The organism is Streptomyces sp. GLSS-08, from assembly GCF_056387915.1.
In genome coordinates, this window is record NZ_JBWJAQ010000003.1 from 365,959 (window position 1) to 380,863 (window position 14,905).

Consider the following 14,905-nt stretch of genomic DNA (forward strand, 5'->3'; position numbering starts at 1 on the left):
CGCCTGTTCTAGGTGCCCGCGAGAGCGCCCTTCGGTTCATCGAAAGGCTCTCGGCTTCCATGCCCTCCCTCTCACTTTCCGCCGTCGTCGCAGCACTTCGCACCGCAGGCTGTGTGTTCGCCGAGGACGAAGCGGAGTTGATCCTCGCAACCGCCCGTGACCGGGCCGAGGCCGCCGCCATGGTCGACCGCCGTGTCGCGGGTCTGCCCCTGGAACATGTCGTCGGCTGGGCCGAGTTCCACGGACTGCGCATCACCGTGGACACGGGCGTCTTCGTGCCCCGCCGCCGCACCGAGTTCCTCGTCGGCCAGGCCGTCGCGCAGGCCCGGCGGGCGGCCGTCGTCGTGGACCTGTGCTGCGGCTCGGGCGCGGTGGGCGCGGCACTCGCCGACTCCCTCGACGGGTCCGAGCTGCACGCCGCCGACATCGACCCGGCGGCGGTGCGCTGCGCCCGCCGCAACGTCGCCGCCTTCGGAGGCCGGGTGTACGAGGGCGACCTGTTCGACGCGCTGCCCGGCACCCTGCGCGGGCGCGTCGACGTCCTGGCCGCGAACGTGCCCTACGTCCCCACCGGGGAGGTCGGCCTGCTGCCTCCGGAGGCGCGCGACCACGAACCGCTGATGGCCCTCGACGGGGGTGCCGACGGCCTGGACGTGCTGCGCCGCGTCGCCGCCGACGCTCCGCACTGGCTGGCACCCGGCGGCTGCCTGCTCGTGGAGACGAGCGAACTCCAGTCACCGGCGGCCCTCGACGTCCTCGCCCGCAGCGGTCTCGTCCCGCGCCTCGCGGTCTCCGAGGAGATGTACGCCCACGTCGTCATCGGAGTCCGGCCCGGCTAGGCAGTCGCGTTTGGATCGGGGCCCGCCCCATACGACGGTCGCGGAACCCCGGGACTCTTTGTCGCCGACCTTTTCCCTCGGGGTGCCGACGATCGGATCCGCGTAGCCGTCCCGATCCAGGTCGGCGCTGGTGACCGTCGTGCCGAATGCGTCCCATTCCTCCGGGTCGCCGGGGATACCGGAGGTCGCCTGTGTGATGACCGTGCGCCGCGTGGTGCCCACCGATGACGCCGACCCGTACAGGACGACGACGGCGCCGGCGGTGCCCTGAAGTGATCCCGTGCGGGGGGATGAACCGAGGAGCGCACCACGACCACGACCGGCGGACCTCGGCGGGACTCCGCTCTGAATCGTGACAGCCTGCGCCGCCGGCCGGACCCGAAGGAGGTCGGATCTCCGAGCCGCTCGCATGCCGTCAGGGCATCCCCTGATCTCAGACTCGCCGGAGAGCCACGGGACCAGGGGCGGGGGCCTCAGTGGGCCCCGCCCCTGGTCGCGTCGCTCAGAGCGTCGCGGAGTTCTCGTGCCAGTGCCCCTGACGCAGGCTGTGCGGTGCGGCGAGGGACGGAGCCGCTGCGTTCACCGTCCAGTCGGGGTGGCCGGGCATGCGCGGAGTCTTCGTGCCGTAGAGCCAGTCCCGCAGGAAGCCGGACTGGTCCTGGCCCGAGACCGTCGAGGCCACGGCTATGTAGTCATCCGTCGTGGCCGCGGAGTTGCGGAAGCGATCGAGGAACGCCCGCTCGACGCGGTTGAAGACCTCCTCTCCGACCAGCTCGCGGAAGGCGTACAGGACGAGGACGCCGCCGAGGTAGCGCTGGCTGTCGAAGAGGTTGACCGCGTTGGGGGCGGCGACCGGGCCGGAGTCACGGCGCCACTGGTCGCCCCTGGCGTAGGTGTCCTTCATCCGGGCTTCCATGCTGGTCAGCCCGAGGGAGTCGGTCCAGCCGCGCTCGTACCGGTACAGGAGGCCGTAGTAGTCGGCGTGCCCCTCGTTCAGCCACAGGTCCGCCCAGGTGGCCGGGCTGACGAGGTTGCCGAAGTACGAGTGGACCAGTTCGTGCATCATGTGCGAGCCGATCTTCTTCTCCTCCTGGAGCAGGAAGTTCGGCTTGTAGAGGGTGAGTGTCTGGGTCTCCAGTCCGGTGAAGTCGAAAGCCGCCGGGTCGTCGGAGTTGCACGGCAGCAGCCCGTACGTCTCGAACGGGTAGGCCCCCAAGCGGTCCTCCAGCCAGGCCACCAGACCCGGCGTCAGGGAGAGGGCCGGCTCAAGGGCCTCGGCGCGGGCGGTCGGGACGACGTCGCGCAGCGGCAGTCCGTGCGGCCCCTGCCGCTCCTTGATCACGTAATCGCCAACGGTGATCTGGACGAGTTCGGTGGCGATCGGGGAGGCCGATCGGTACGAGTACGCGGTACGGCCGTCGGAGAGTTTCTCGGTGCAGGTGAGCCGGCCGTTCGCGACCGCGCGCAGCCCGTTGGGGACCGTCAGGCGGAAGGAGAAGTCGGCCTTGTCCGAGGGGTGGTCGTTGCAGGGGAAGACGGTGTGCGCGGAGTTCGGCTGGGGGCAGATCGCGAAGCCGTCCGCTGTGGGCACCCAGGCGGTGTGGGACAGGGCGCGGCGCGGATCGGCGGAGTATTCGATGCGAAGGGTCACGGCCTTCTTCGGCGGCAAGGGCCTGGCCGGAGTGATGCGCAGCTTTTCGTCGGCCTGCTCCCAGGTGGCGGAGCGGCGGTCGACGTCCACCGCACGGATGTCGAGCCCCAGGGCGTCGAGCGCGAGCCGGCTGAGCACTCGGTCCGCGTGGACGCTCAGCGTCGCAGTGGCCTGGACGAGCCCGGTAGCGGTGTCGTAAGCGAAGTCGAGGTCGTACGAGGACACGGAAAAGCCCTCGTTGCCGAGGCTCGGGAAGACCGGGTCGCCGAGAGTCTCGGAGCCCGGGGTCCCCGGCCCGTCGGGGTTGGGGGAAGCGTGGGCGGCAGTGCCCAAGGTCAGTGCGGTCGCTGTGCCGAACAACGCGGCCGCGGGGGCCGTCACTCTGGAGCGATATCTCATGGTCCGCTTTCGCTGGGGCGGCCGGGTGGTCACGCCGGCCGTCGGTGAGTCCGATCACCCGTCTAGATCAGCGAAGGGGCCGTTTGGTTGCCCGCAGCAGGAGCCGGCCCGAAAGGTCCGGAAAACAGTGGGGTCGACCGCGTACCACGTGACCGAACCACCCACCGGTGGTGGACAGTTCGGGATCGGCGGACGGTCGCCGCAGGCCGAACGGACGCGCGCCTGCGGACTTGCGCTCAGGCCCGCGGCCATGCCGGGCGCCGGCCCATCCGCGTGACCATCAACCATCGGATCACCGCGGCAGAAACTGCCTTGACGGACCGTCACCTCGCGCGCCACGGGGTGACCAGGTGTCTGTCAATGACCGCAGACGTCCCCACGTGGCACCGCCCTGGTGTCCCCGGCCCATCAGGAGCGCCACGCTCAGGCCGAGCCCGTGAAGCCGGGCGCCGCCCCCGCGGGCCCGCCCACGACCGTGAGAAGGTCCACGACGAAGATCAGTGTCGAGCCCGCCGGGATCAGCGGAGACGGGGACTGCCTGCCGTAGCCGAGACGCGGAGGAACGATGATCTCGCGGCGGCCGCCGACCTTCATTCCCCTCACTCCCCGGTCCCAGCCCTTGATGGCCCTGCCGCCGCCCACGGCGAACTTGAACGGCCGGCCCAGTTCCCAGGAGGAGTCGAACTCCTTTCCGGATGCGAAGGTGACCCCTACGTAGTGAACCTGGACGACCCTGCCCGGCAGCGCTTCGGGTCCGTCCCCGACCACCAGGTCCCGGATCGTCAGCTCGGAGGGCGCGTCACCCTCGGGAACCTCGATGCTCGGCTTTGTCAGTTCGCTCATCGCGACCTCCTCGCTCGCCACCGGGATCCCTCGCACGGGCCGGCCGGGCACATGGACCTTCCATGCGGCAGACGATCACGCTACCGGCCATGCGCATGCTCCCAGGCGCACCCCGTGCCGTGGCTGCGCGCCCGGGTCCTCTGCGGTGTCCGGCCCGTCCCCGGCTGCCGTGCGCCTCCACCCCCGGCCCCCGTGTGACCTCGGTCCCTCCGCTTGTGCAACTAGTTGCATAACCATCCTGCGGTCGTCTAGAACAGACACACCACACCGCGCACGGAGGGCCCGATGAGTCGTTACCCGCACCTGCTGAACCCGCTCGACCTGGGCTTCACCACGCTGCCCAACCGCGTGATCATGGGCTCCATGCACGTGGGCCTCGAGGAGGCCGAGCGCGGCTTCGAGCGCATGGCGGAGTTCTACGCCACCCGGGCCCGCGGCGGCGTCGGGCTCATCGTCACCGGTGGCATCGCCCCCAACGACGCGGGACGCCCCTACGAGGGCGGGGCGAAGCTGACCACCGAGGCGGAGGCCGAGCAGCACAGCGGGATCACCGCCGCGGTGCACCGCGAGGGCGGCAGGATCGCCATGCAGATCCTGCACTTCGGGCGGTACGCCTACCACCAGGACCTCGTCGCGCCGAGTGCTCTCCAGGCGCCGATCAGCCCCTTCCCGCCGCACGCGCTCACCGACGCCGAGGTCGAGCAGACCATCGACGACTACGCGCGCGCCGCCCGGCTGGCCCGGCGGGCCGGGTACGACGGCGTCGAGATCATGGGCTCCGAGGGCTACCTGATCAACGAGTTCATCGCCGCACAGACCAACCGCCGCGAGGACCGCTGGGGCGGCTCGTACGAGAACCGGATGCGCTTCCCCGTGGAGATCGTCAAGCGGGTCCGCGAGGCGGTCGGTGACGACTTCATCATCATCTACCGGCTCTCGATGCTCGACCTGGTGCCCGGGGGGTCCTCGCTGGACGAGGTCATCACCCTGGCCAGGGCCGTGGAGGCCGCCGGGGCGACGATCATCAACACCGGCATCGGCTGGCACGAGGCGCGCATCCCGACCATCGCGACCTCGGTGCCGCGCGGCGCGTACGCCTGGGTGACCAAGAAGGTGATGGGCGCCGTCTCGGTCCCCCTGGTGACCACCAACCGCATCAACACCCCGGAGATCGCCGAGCGGTTGCTCGCCGACGGGCACGCCGACATGGTGTCCCTGGCGCGTCCGATGCTCGCGGACCCCGACTTCGTCGCCAAGGCGGAGGCGGGACGGCCCGAGACCATCAACACCTGCATCGGCTGCAACCAGGCCTGCCTCGACCACACCTTCGGCGGCAAGATCACCTCCTGCCTGGTCAACCCGCGCGCCTGCCACGAGACGGAGCTGGTCCTCACGCCGACCCGCCTGCGCAAGCGCGTCGCCGTGGTGGGCGCCGGTCCCGCCGGACTCGCCTGCGCGGTCTCCGCCGCCGAGCGCGGCCACGACGTCACCCTCTACGACGCCGCGGGCGAAGTCGGCGGCCAGCTCAACGTGGCCCGCAGGGTCCCCGGCAAGCAGGAGTTCGACGAGACGATCCGCTACTTCCGTACCCAGCTCGAACTGCACGGCGTCGACGTCCGGTTGAACACCCGGATCGCCGCCGAGGACGTCTCCGCGTACGACGAGGTCGTCGTCGCCACGGGCGTCGGCCCGCGCACCCCCGACATCCCGGGCGTCGACCACCCCAGCGTCGTCGGCTACCTCGACGTCCTGCGCGACGGCGCCCCCGTCGGCGACCGGGTCGCGATCCTCGGCGCGGGCGGCATCGGTTTCGACGTCGCCGAGTACCTGACCGACAGCGGCGACAAGGCGAGCGAGGACCCGGCCACGTACTTCCGGCACTGGGGCGTCGACATGGACTACCGGGCCCCCGGCGGTCTCACGGCACCCGAGCGGCCCGCCCCGCCGCGCACCGTCCACCTCCTCCAGCGCAAGACGTCCAAGGTCGGCGCCGGACTCGGCAAGACCACCGGCTGGATCCACCGCACCGAACTGAAGCACCGCGGCGTGACCATGGTCCCGGGCGTCCGGTACGACCGGATCGACGACGCCGGACTGCACCTGACGGTGGACGGCGTCAGCCAGGTCCTGGAGGTGGACACGGTCGTGCTGTGCACCGGCCAGGAGCCGCGCCGCGACCTGTACGAGGAACTGCTCGCCGCCGGCCGCAGCGTCCACCTCATCGGCGGCGCCGACGTCGCCGCCGAACTGGACGCCAAGCGCGCGATCAAGCAGGGCACGGAACTCGCGGCGGCGCTCTGAGGGCCTGCCCTGCCGTTCCCGTCGCGAGACGGACGGGAACGGCAGGACGGCCATGAGGACCTGCCGCGCAGGTCACGGCACGAGAGCGGGAGAGCGGCCCGGTGGGCGGCCCTCCCTAGGATGAGCCCATGTCACTGCCGCACGCGATCCTCACCGCCCTGCTGGAGAAGCCGTCGTCGGGGCTGGAGCTGACCCGGCGGTTCGACAAGTCCATCGGCTACTTCTGGTCGGCGACGCACCAGCAGATCTACCGCGAGCTGGGAAAACTGGAGGCCGCGGGTCTCATCCGCGCCCTGCCGGCCGAGCAGCCCGCCCGGGGCCAGAAGAAGAGCTACGAGGTGCTCGCGGCGGGCCGCGCCGAACTGGCCCGCTGGACCGCCGCCGCACAGGATCCCAAGCCGATGCGCGACACCATGCTGCTGCGCCTGCGTGCCTGCGCGGTGGTCGGCACCGACGGCATCGAAGCGGACCTGCGCCGCCATCTGGACCTGCACCGGCGGCAGTTGGCGGAGTACGAGGAGATCCAGGAGCGGGACTTCCCGCCCGGCAACGACAACCCCCAGCAGCGCCTGCAGCACCTCGTGCTGCGGGCCGGGATCGACCTGGAGACGTTCTGGACCCGGTGGCTGACCCATGCGCTCTCGGAGTTCGAGCAGGTGCGCGACCGGTTGCCCGCCCACGAGCAGGGAGTCGCCGACGGGCGGGAGGCCGCCCGGCCGGCCGGAGCCGACGGACGGCCGCCCGGGTGACGGGCGTCGGCCCCGCGGTCAGAGCCGGTGCGGCTTCGCGCGCCGGCGCAGGAACCAGGCGGCCGCCACGGTGCCCGCGGCCACGAGCGCGCCGCCGCCCGCCAGGGTGAGCGTGCCGTAGTCCTTCGCGGCGCCGCCCACACCACCCATGACACCGCGCGACGGGGATGCCGTCGCGGAGATCGTGGGAGCGGAGACGACGATCGACTGGGTGCCCGCCGTGGTCCCGTTCTGGCACACCACGATGACCGTGTAGGTGCCCGAGCCCACGCCCGACCAGGTGGCCATCTGACTGTTGCTGGTCCCCGTCAGCGCCGCCTGGCGGCCCTGGGCGAAACTCGACTGGCCGCTGGTGAGCAGCGACGCGTTGCCGAAGCGGGCACCGCTGCCCGTGCAGGCACTGGTGGTGACCGAGACCGTCGACCCGCTGGTGCTCACCGAGATCCCCGCACCCCACGCGGTGGCCGACCCGGCGGCCAGGGTGAAGGGAAGCGCGGCGGCGGCCACGGTCAGGCCGGAGCGAAGGAATATCTGAGTGGTACGCATAGGACTTGCCCTCCAGAGGCACGGTTGGCGGTACATCCCATGAGCCGCCTTGGATGGGGAAGCGGCCGTGCTGCCTCAGGGAGAGCCAACGCGCCCCGGAACGGGACCGCATGCGGAGGGGGGCCGGGCAGGTGACGGACTCCGTCGAACGGCGGGCGCGGGCCGCCGCTCAGGAGGACCGGGTCACCACGTGCGCCCGGCCTGGAGCAGCCGCTCCCGGACAAGCGAGACATGGGGATTGTCCGGTGCCCCGGGACGCTGCGCCAGGTACGCGGTGTTGATCGGCGGGTCCTCGGGCGACAGCAGGGGCATCAGCGCTCCCGAGGCCAGCTCCTCCGAGCACAGGTAGCGCGGGAGCACGCTGACCCCGGCACCGGCGGCGACCGCCGCCCGTACCCCGCGCAGATCGGGCACCGTGATCGCGGCCTGCCCGGTGAGCCGCACACCGAAGACGTGCCGCCAGTAGCGCCGTGCGATGGGCAGATCCTCGGCGTACGACACGAGGGGCACCCCGCGCAGTGCGCCTGCCCCCTCGGCGGCCACCCGCTCGGGGCCGATGCGGTCGGCCCACGCGGGCGACGCCACCAGCACGAACTCCTCGTCGCCCAGCGGCACGGACGTCAGCGCGCGCCCGCGCGGCCTGCGCGTCGCGATCACCAGGTCGTACCGGCCGCCGCGCAGCCCGTCGAGCAGCTCGTCCGTCAGGCCCGTGCCGACCCGCAGCCGGACGCCCCGGGCCGTCAGCGGCGCGAGCGCGGGCAGGGCGCGGGTGCACAGCAGCTCGGCCGGCCCCGCCACGTGGACGGGTTCGGGTACCTGGTCGGCGCCCGGCCCGCCGCGCTCCGCGACGGCGGTGAGCGCGTCCAGCGGCGCCGCCACCTGCGCGGCCAGCTCGTCCGCCACCGCCGTGGGCGTCACCCCGCGCGGCTGCCGCTCGAACAGCTCACGGCCCAGCTGCTCCTCCAGCGCCCGCATCTGCGTCGTCACCGTCGGCTGGGAGAGACCGAGCAGGCGCGCCGCCGCCGTGAACGACCCGGCGCGGTGGACGGCGAGGAAGGTGCGCAGCTGCGTCAGGTCCAGCGGAGCGGTATGTGAATCCCTATGGGCCATGTGATCAACCCTAGCCCCGCCTATCGCTCGCTCCCGTCGTCACGGTCCGCTCTGCCGAGAAGCCGCCCCAGGTGCCGTCCGGCAGCTTCGCCCGGATCCGCACCCGGTGGGTGATGCCGGCCTCGCGGCCGATGTAGAAGCTGTAGGAGGCCCGGCCGGCCGGGGGAGTGCCGCCCCACACCAGGGAGGTCGCCGCCCGCCCGTCCAGCCGGATCTGGTACTCCGTGATCACGCCGTCCGTCTTCGGCGGGACCCAGGACAGGTCGAGGGAGTAGGCGCCGTCGGACGTGTGCGTGGTGGCCCGGAAGCCGGCCGGTGCCGTGTCCCGGCCGTCACCCGGACCCGGCGCGGTGGTGAGCCGGACCGGCCCGCCGGGCGGCGACACGTTGTCCGCCGCGTCACGCGCCCGCACGGTGAAGGAGTAGCGGGTGCCGGGCCGCAGCCCGGTGATCACGGCGGCCGTCTGTCCGCCGCCCACGCTGTGGATCTTCGAGCCGCCCTGGTGGATGTCGTACGAGGCGACGCGCCTGTCGTCCGTGGAGCGGCCCCAGGACAGCTGGACCGCCCGGGCCCCGAGCACTCTGCCACCGGGGTGCCCAGGGCGGGTCGGTGCGCGGTGGTCGGCCGCGGTCGCCGCGGGGGTGGTGGCGCGCACCCGTCTGCTGGGCGGCCCGACGTCCCCGCCGGCGGCCCGCGCCCGGACCGTGAAGGCGTAGGTGGTGGCCGGCGCGAGCCGGGTGACGTCCACCATGTGCTCCGTCCCCGGCACGTCCTTCACCTTCCTGCCGCCCCGGTACACCTCGTAACCGGCGATCTGGGGGTCGCCCGTGGCGAGGTTCCACATCACGTGCACGCTGGTCGCGCTGCCGGCCGCGGCGGTGACGCCCACCGGGGCCGACGGCAGCCGGCCGCTCCGCCCGTCGTCCTGGCCGCCGCCCCAGCCGCAGGACGCCACCAGGAGCAGCGAGCCGCAGATCACCGATATGCGAGTGCGTCGCACGGCCCCGCCTTCCCTCGACCGGATTGGTCTGTACCTGTATGCCATGTCGGCGCGAACACATCAAGAGGTGGCGGGAAGAGGAGAGGAGCCGGTCGCCACATCCGCCGGGTGCTCCGTGTGCCGATTCCTGACGCGGCGTGAACTCGTGCTCTCTCCGCGGGAGTTCACGCCCATCGGTGCGGACCGACGTCGTCGCCGATGCCGCGCCCAGGCCGGCGGAGCGGGCCCGGGCCCGCATCAACCCCGCTCGCCCGGCCGACCCTCCGCGACAACGCCGGTCCACCGACCGTGACCTGGGCCGGACCGAGGTCGTGCGCCATCCGGACGCTCACCGGTGGACGGCCTGCGCGACCCGGCCCAGATCTGGTTGAGTGCCCGTCAGTGTCGCCCAGGAAAAAGGGTTCCTCATCGTGCGTGTCCAGTCGCTGACGTTGGCCGCGGCCTGCGCCGCCCTGCTCGCCCCCACCACGCTGCCCGCGAAACCGCCGCCCCCCGCCCCCGCCGCCGGACCGCAACGGCCCCCGGTGCGTGCAACGGAACGGCCCCGGGTGCGCGAAGGAGACGTCAGCGCGGCCGAGCTTCTCGCCGCGGTCCGCCACTGCGCTCCGGTCTCCGGCGGCCGCTACCGCAGCGACGACGACGCCCCGCCGACATCCCCGTGTGCGGCGGCCGCGGGGCCGTGTTCTGGAAGGCGGACCTGGACATCGACTGCGACGGCAGGCCCGGCCCCCGCTGCAACCGGCGCACCGACCCGCTCTTCTCGTCCATGACGGCCTTTCAGCAGTCCGACGGGCGCCACTTGAGCGCCGAGACCCTGCCGTACATCGTCGTGCCGTCCCCCGGCACCGTCTGGAACCACCGCGACCACGGCATCACCGGAGGGTCCGTCGCCGCCCTCATCCACCGCGGCCGCGTCCAGTACGCCGTCGTCGGCGACGTCGGACCGCGCGACATCATCGGCGAGGCGTCGTACGCGGCCGCCCGGGGCCTCGGCATCCGGACCGACCCGCGCGGCGGCGGTGTGCCCTCCGGTGTCACATACATCGTGTTCGAGAACTCCGGCGGGTCCCCGATCGGGGACCACCGGGCCACGGCGGCCCGGGGCAGGACGCTGGCGCGGAAGTTCCTCGCCGAGAACCGGAACTGAGCGCCCGCCCGACCGATCACGGTCGTGTCCGGGCAGGACCGGACACGACCGAGCCCCCGCCCACCAGGGGCAAGGGCTCGCGGTACGCGGCGCACGCACGCCCCGTACCGCCGTGTCACTCCTTCCGGTACGCGTACGCCTCCGCCGCGGCGGCCTCCACGGCCGCTAGGTCCGCGCCCGCCGAAGCCGTCACGACCGCGGCGACCGCACCCTCCACGAAGGGCGCGTCGACCAGCCACGTGTTCTCCGGCAGTTCGTCACCCTCCGCGAGGAGCGCCTTCACGGTGAGGACCGCACTGCCCAGGTCCATGAGGACGGCGACCCCGGCGCCCCGGTCCACGGAGGCTGCCGCGGCGGAGATCAGCTCCGCACTCGTCCCCAGGCCGCCGTCCACGGTGCCGCCCGCGGGCGCCACCGGAGCCGTCGCGCCGCCGCCCGACAGTCCCACCGCCAGCTCGGCGACCGAGGCGGCGACGGCCGCACTGTGCGACACGAGCACGATCCCGACCAGCTCGCCGTCACTCACCGGACGCCTCCACGAGAGCCGCGATCAGCAAGGACGCGGACGTCGCACCCGGGTCCTGGTGCCCGATGCTGCGCTCGCCCAGATAGCTGGCACGGCCCTTGCGCGCCTGCAACGGAGTCGTCGCCGCGGCACCTTCCTCGGCCGCGGCACGGGCCGCCGCGAACGACTGGCCGAGCGCGTCCACGGCGGGCACCAGCGCGTCGATCATGGTCTTGTCGCCGGGCGCGGCCCCGCCCAGCGCCATCACCGCGTCCACGCCCTCGCGCAGTGCCTGCGCGAGCTGCTCCCCGCTGACCTCGGGAGCGTCCCCGAGGGCCTTGCCCGTACGGCGCAGCAGGGTGCCGTACAGCGGCCCCGATGCGCCGCCCACCGTCGAGATCAGCTGCCGGCCGGCGAGCGTCAGAACGGCACCGGGCGTGTCCGGCGCCTCCTTGTCCAGCGTGGCCACCACGGCGGTGAAACCACGCTGGAGGTTGCTGCCGTGGTCGGCGTCGCCGATGGGCGAGTCCAGCGCGGTGAGCCGTTCGGCCTCGCGGTCCACGGACGCGGCGGTCGCCGCCATCCAACGTCGGAAGAATTCGGCGTCGAGCACGGAATCTCCTTGCGTGGTACGAACGTTGACCGGACGTCGGGACCGGACGTCGGCGGGATTCACCTGCCCCAGCGCAGGCCCGGGGTCTCCACCGGGGCGTCCCACAGCCGCAGCAGCTCCTCGTCCACCTGGCACAGGGTCACCGAGGCGCCCGCCATGTCCAGCGAGGTGACGTAGTTGCCGACGAGTGTGCGCGCCACGGCGACACCGCGCTCGGTCAGCACCCGCTGCACCTCGGCATTGAACCCGTACAGCTCCAGCAGAGGAGTCGCCCCCATGCCGTTGACCAGGACCAGGACCGGATCACGCGGGTCGAGGTCCTCGAGGATCGCGTGCAGCGTGAAGTCGGCGATCTCCCGCGAGGTCATCATCGCGCGCCGCTCCCGGCCGGGCTCGCCGTGGATTCCGACGCCCAGCTCCAGCTCCCCGGGCGGCAGGTCGAAGGTGGGGCTGCCCTTGGCCGGAGTGGTGCACGCGGAGAGCGCCACCCCGAAACTGCGGGAGTTCTCGTTGACCTGCCGGGCGAGCGCCTCGACCCGCTCCAGCGGCGCGCCCTCCTCGGCGGCCGCCCCGGCGATCTTCTCCACGAACAGCGTCGCGCCGGTGCCGCGCCGGCCCGCCGTGTACAGACTGTCGGTGACGGCGACGTCGTCGTTCACGAGGACCTTGGCGACGCGGATGCCCTCGTCCTCGGCGAGCTCCGCCGCCATGTCGAAGTTGAGCACGTCACCCGTGTAGTTCTTCACGATGAACAGCACGCCCGCGCCACTGTCCACAGCGGCCGCGGCCCGTGCCATCTGGTCCGGCACCGGGGAGGTGAAGACCTCGCCCGGACAGGCCGCCGACAGCATGCCGGGACCCACGAATCCGCCGTGCAGCGGTTCGTGCCCGGAACCACCACCGGAGATGAGCCCGACCTTTCCGGCCACCGGGGCGTCGCGCCGGACGACCAGCCGGTTCTCGACGTCGACCGTCAGCTCCGGATGGGCGGCCGCCATGCCCCGCAGGGCGTCCGCGACCACTGTCTCCGCCACGTTGATGAGCATCTTCATGGGTACCTCCTGATGAGATCCGCCTCTTGCAGTATCGGCGTTCCGGAGGCGGTGGTCACGTGCTGCGGGTCTCCGGGTGGAGCAGACGGGGCGGTGCGGGGCGGACGGTGGGCCGGTGACGTGCGAAAGAACGCCCCGGCGGGCCGGGTACCGGCGCCCCGGAGGGAGGCGCGGTCCCGGTCCGCCGGGGCGCGGGGGTGGGTCGGGACGCTCAGGCCAGCTTCTTCAGCAGCTCGGCGGCGAGCGGAGCGGAGGAGGACGGGTTCTGGCCGGTGACCAGGTTGCGGTCGACGACCACGTGCGGGGCCCACGGCTCACCCTCCTGGAAGTCCGCGCCCGCCTCGACGAGCCGGTCCTGGAGCAGCCACTTCGCCTTGTCGGCGAAGCCGGCCTGGGTTTCCTCCGCGTTGGTGAACCCGGTCAGGCGGTACCCCGCGAAGGCGTTGCCGCCGTCCTCCTGTCGCGCGGCGAGCAGCGCGGCCGGGGCGTGGCAGACCACGCCGAGGGGCCTGCCCGATGCCAGGGCGTCGACGAGCAGCCGGCCGGAGACGGTGTCGACCGAGAGGTCCTCCATCGGACCGTGGCCCCCGGGGTAGTAGACGGCCGCGTAGTCGTCGAGGCGTACGTCCTCCAGCCGGATCGGCTGCCGGAACTCGCTGATCGACGCCAGGACTCCGTCGATACGGTCGGCGCCCTCCTGGCCCCCGTTCACCTCGGGCGCGAGGCTCGCCCGGTCCACGGTCGGTACGACGCCGCCGGGCGTGGCGACCACGATCTCGTGGCCGGCGGCCGTGAAGGCCTCGTACGGGGCGACCGCTTCCTCGGCCCAGAAGCCGGTCGGGTGCTTGCTGCCGTCCGCGAGCGTCCAGTGGTCGGCGGCGGTCATCACAAAAAGAATCTTCGACATACGACGAACGTAGACGCACAAGGCCATAAGTGACCAATAGGCCTGACACTCGGAGCCATAGGAGATCCGATGCGTCGGAGGGAATACGCCGTCCCCCGCGGTGGGACCCTCGACCGGCCCCGGCCCGGCCCGGGGATCAGCCGCGCGCGGCGGCCCGTCGTTCCAGGATGCGCAAGGACCGCTCCGCCCACGTGATGTTCTCCCGTTCGAACGCGCGGCCCCGCGTCAGCGTGAGGTACGGGCCGATCCGCTCGGCGCCGGACAGGTACTCCTCCTCGGTGCGGCCGTCGAGGAGGCGGGCGCACAGCCGGTCGTAGCGGGCCAGTTTCGCGCGGGCCCACTCCAGCCGCTCGCTGATCGCCGCGCGCACGGCATCGAGGTCCCCCTCGTCGACGGCGTGGACCTTGACCAGGAGTTCGTCGCGGATGGCCGTGGGTTTCGGCGGGGCGGCCGTGAAGTCACGCAGCGCGCGGCGGCCGGCGTCGGTGAGCGAGAACATCCGCTTGTCGGGTCTGCGCTCCTGCCGCACCAGCCGGGCCGCGATGAGCCCCTCGCCCGCCATGCGGTCGAGTTCCCGGTACAGCTGCTGGGGAGTCGCCATCCAGAAGTTGGCGATCGCCGCGTCGAACCCCTTGGCCAGGTCGTACCCCGACGCCTCGCCCTCGAGAAGCGCGGCCAGGACCGCGTTGCGCAATGCCATGCGCCCAAGGCTAGGTGTCCACCCGCCTCCGTGAGTAATATCCTCCACACCTAATCAATTAGTTGACTATGAGAGGTGGGCGCGATGCATCCGTTCCGCAAGGCGGTGGAGGCGAACGACCACGCCGCGATCGAGGCGCTGCTGGCCGAGGACGTCGTGTTCACCAGCCCTGTCGTCTTCAAGCCGTACACCGGCCGGGCGATCACCGCGGCCATCGTGCGCGGTGTCTCCCGCGTCTTCACGGACTTCCACTACGTCCGGGAGATCGCCGGCGCCGACGGCGGCGACCACGCGCTGATCTTCCGGGCGAAGGTGGGCGACAAGGAGATCGAGGGCTGCGACTTCCTGCACCTCGACGAGGACGGCAAGATCGACGACCTCACGGTGATGGTCCGCCCGCTGTCGGCGGCCCAGGCGCTCCAGGAGGCGATGGCCGCGCAGTTCGAGCAGATCTCGCGGGAAGCGGTCGAGCGCGCGGACGGATAGTCGAGCGCGCGGACGGACGGCGGACGGATGGGGAGCGGCGGAGGCGGAACCCCCGCC

15 protein-coding genes and 1 pseudogene are annotated in these 14,905 nt (G+C 72.4%); 5 read left to right on the forward strand and 11 right to left on the reverse strand.

The window, feature by feature from the left end; translation table 11 throughout:
* Positions 1 to 59 precede the first annotated feature (59 nt).
* Entirely contained in the window at positions 60 to 839 is a 780-nt protein-coding gene (locus tag AC0ZLC_RS07140) for a putative protein N(5)-glutamine methyltransferase (RefSeq protein ID WP_476751026.1), read from the forward strand.
* On the opposite strand, the gene AC0ZLC_RS07145 is transcribed toward AC0ZLC_RS07140, so the two are convergent.
* The 3 genes from AC0ZLC_RS07145 to AC0ZLC_RS07155 all read right to left on the reverse strand — a co-directional run bounded on the left by AC0ZLC_RS07145 (position 735) and on the right by AC0ZLC_RS07155 (position 3,732).
* On the reverse strand, positions 735 to 1,250 hold the full coding sequence (locus AC0ZLC_RS07145) for an FG-GAP repeat protein (RefSeq protein ID WP_476751027.1): 516 nt from the start codon (positions 1,248 to 1,250) through the stop codon (positions 735 to 737). The two genes, AC0ZLC_RS07140 and AC0ZLC_RS07145, sit on opposite strands and share 105 nt — an antisense overlap.
* 91 nt (positions 1,251 to 1,341) lie before the next feature.
* Positions 1,342 to 2,889 carry a M1 family metallopeptidase gene (locus AC0ZLC_RS07150; RefSeq protein WP_476751028.1) on the reverse strand — a complete coding sequence of 516 codons (1,548 nt, stop codon included), beginning with the start codon at positions 2,887 to 2,889 and terminating at the stop codon, positions 1,342 to 1,344.
* Between the two features lie 423 nt (positions 2,890 to 3,312).
* A complete protein-coding gene (locus AC0ZLC_RS07155; RefSeq protein WP_476751029.1) occupies positions 3,313 to 3,732 on the reverse strand; it encodes an FKBP-type peptidyl-prolyl cis-trans isomerase in 420 nt (139 codons plus the stop codon).
* 285 nt (positions 3,733 to 4,017) lie between these two features.
* Between AC0ZLC_RS07155 and AC0ZLC_RS07160 the strand changes: the two genes are divergently transcribed.
* On the forward strand, positions 4,018 to 6,033 hold the full coding sequence (locus tag AC0ZLC_RS07160; RefSeq protein WP_476751030.1) for an oxidoreductase: 2,016 nt from the start codon (positions 4,018 to 4,020) through the stop codon (positions 6,031 to 6,033).
* Between the two features lie 128 nt (positions 6,034 to 6,161).
* Entirely contained in the window at positions 6,162 to 6,782 is a 621-nt protein-coding gene (locus tag AC0ZLC_RS07165; protein WP_476751031.1) for a PadR family transcriptional regulator, read from the forward strand.
* 18 nt (positions 6,783 to 6,800) lie between these two features.
* Here AC0ZLC_RS07165 and AC0ZLC_RS07170 read toward each other — a convergent pair whose 3' ends face one another.
* From AC0ZLC_RS07170 to AC0ZLC_RS07180, 3 genes are all read right to left on the reverse strand, one after another.
* Positions 6,801 to 7,328, reverse strand: a complete 528-nt coding sequence (locus tag AC0ZLC_RS07170) for a hypothetical protein (RefSeq protein ID WP_476751032.1) — start codon at positions 7,326 to 7,328, stop codon at positions 6,801 to 6,803.
* 183 nt (positions 7,329 to 7,511) lie between these two features.
* Positions 7,512 to 8,438, reverse strand: a complete 927-nt coding sequence (locus AC0ZLC_RS07175; protein WP_476751033.1) for a LysR family transcriptional regulator — start codon at positions 8,436 to 8,438, stop codon at positions 7,512 to 7,514.
* A 10-nt stretch (positions 8,439 to 8,448) separates the two neighbouring features.
* Positions 8,449 to 9,483, reverse strand: a complete 1,035-nt coding sequence (locus AC0ZLC_RS07180; protein WP_476751034.1) for a fibronectin type III domain-containing protein — start codon at positions 9,481 to 9,483, stop codon at positions 8,449 to 8,451.
* A 365-nt stretch (positions 9,484 to 9,848) separates the two neighbouring features.
* Between AC0ZLC_RS07180 and AC0ZLC_RS07185 the strand changes: the two are divergent.
* A pseudogene (locus tag AC0ZLC_RS07185) lies at positions 9,849 to 10,585 on the forward strand (glycoside hydrolase family 75 protein).
* Between the two features lie 115 nt (positions 10,586 to 10,700).
* On the opposite strand, the gene AC0ZLC_RS07190 reads toward AC0ZLC_RS07185, so the two are convergent.
* From AC0ZLC_RS07190 to AC0ZLC_RS07210, 5 genes are all read right to left on the reverse strand, one after another.
* A complete protein-coding gene (locus AC0ZLC_RS07190; protein WP_476751035.1) occupies positions 10,701 to 11,111 on the reverse strand; it encodes a PTS-dependent dihydroxyacetone kinase phosphotransferase subunit DhaM in 411 nt (136 codons plus the stop codon).
* Entirely contained in the window at positions 11,104 to 11,703 is a 600-nt protein-coding gene (gene dhaL, locus AC0ZLC_RS07195; RefSeq protein WP_476751036.1) for a dihydroxyacetone kinase subunit DhaL, read from the reverse strand. Before dhaL ends, AC0ZLC_RS07190 begins: the two co-directional genes overlap by 8 nt.
* Positions 11,704 to 11,762: 59 nt before the next feature.
* On the reverse strand, positions 11,763 to 12,755 hold the full coding sequence (dhaK, locus tag AC0ZLC_RS07200) for a dihydroxyacetone kinase subunit DhaK (RefSeq protein WP_358855646.1): 993 nt from the start codon (positions 12,753 to 12,755) through the stop codon (positions 11,763 to 11,765).
* 211 nt (positions 12,756 to 12,966) lie between these two features.
* Complete coding sequence (locus AC0ZLC_RS07205; RefSeq protein WP_476751037.1) at positions 12,967 to 13,662, reverse strand: type 1 glutamine amidotransferase domain-containing protein; 696 nt, start codon at positions 13,660 to 13,662, stop codon at positions 12,967 to 12,969.
* 136 nt (positions 13,663 to 13,798) lie between these two features.
* A complete protein-coding gene (locus AC0ZLC_RS07210) occupies positions 13,799 to 14,362 on the reverse strand; it encodes a PadR family transcriptional regulator (protein ID WP_476751038.1) in 564 nt (187 codons plus the stop codon).
* Positions 14,363 to 14,446: 84 nt separating this feature from the next.
* Between AC0ZLC_RS07210 and AC0ZLC_RS07215 the strand changes: the two genes are divergently transcribed.
* On the forward strand, positions 14,447 to 14,848 hold the full coding sequence (locus AC0ZLC_RS07215) for a nuclear transport factor 2 family protein (RefSeq protein WP_476751039.1): 402 nt from the start codon (positions 14,447 to 14,449) through the stop codon (positions 14,846 to 14,848).
* Positions 14,849 to 14,905: the final 57 nt, after the last annotated feature.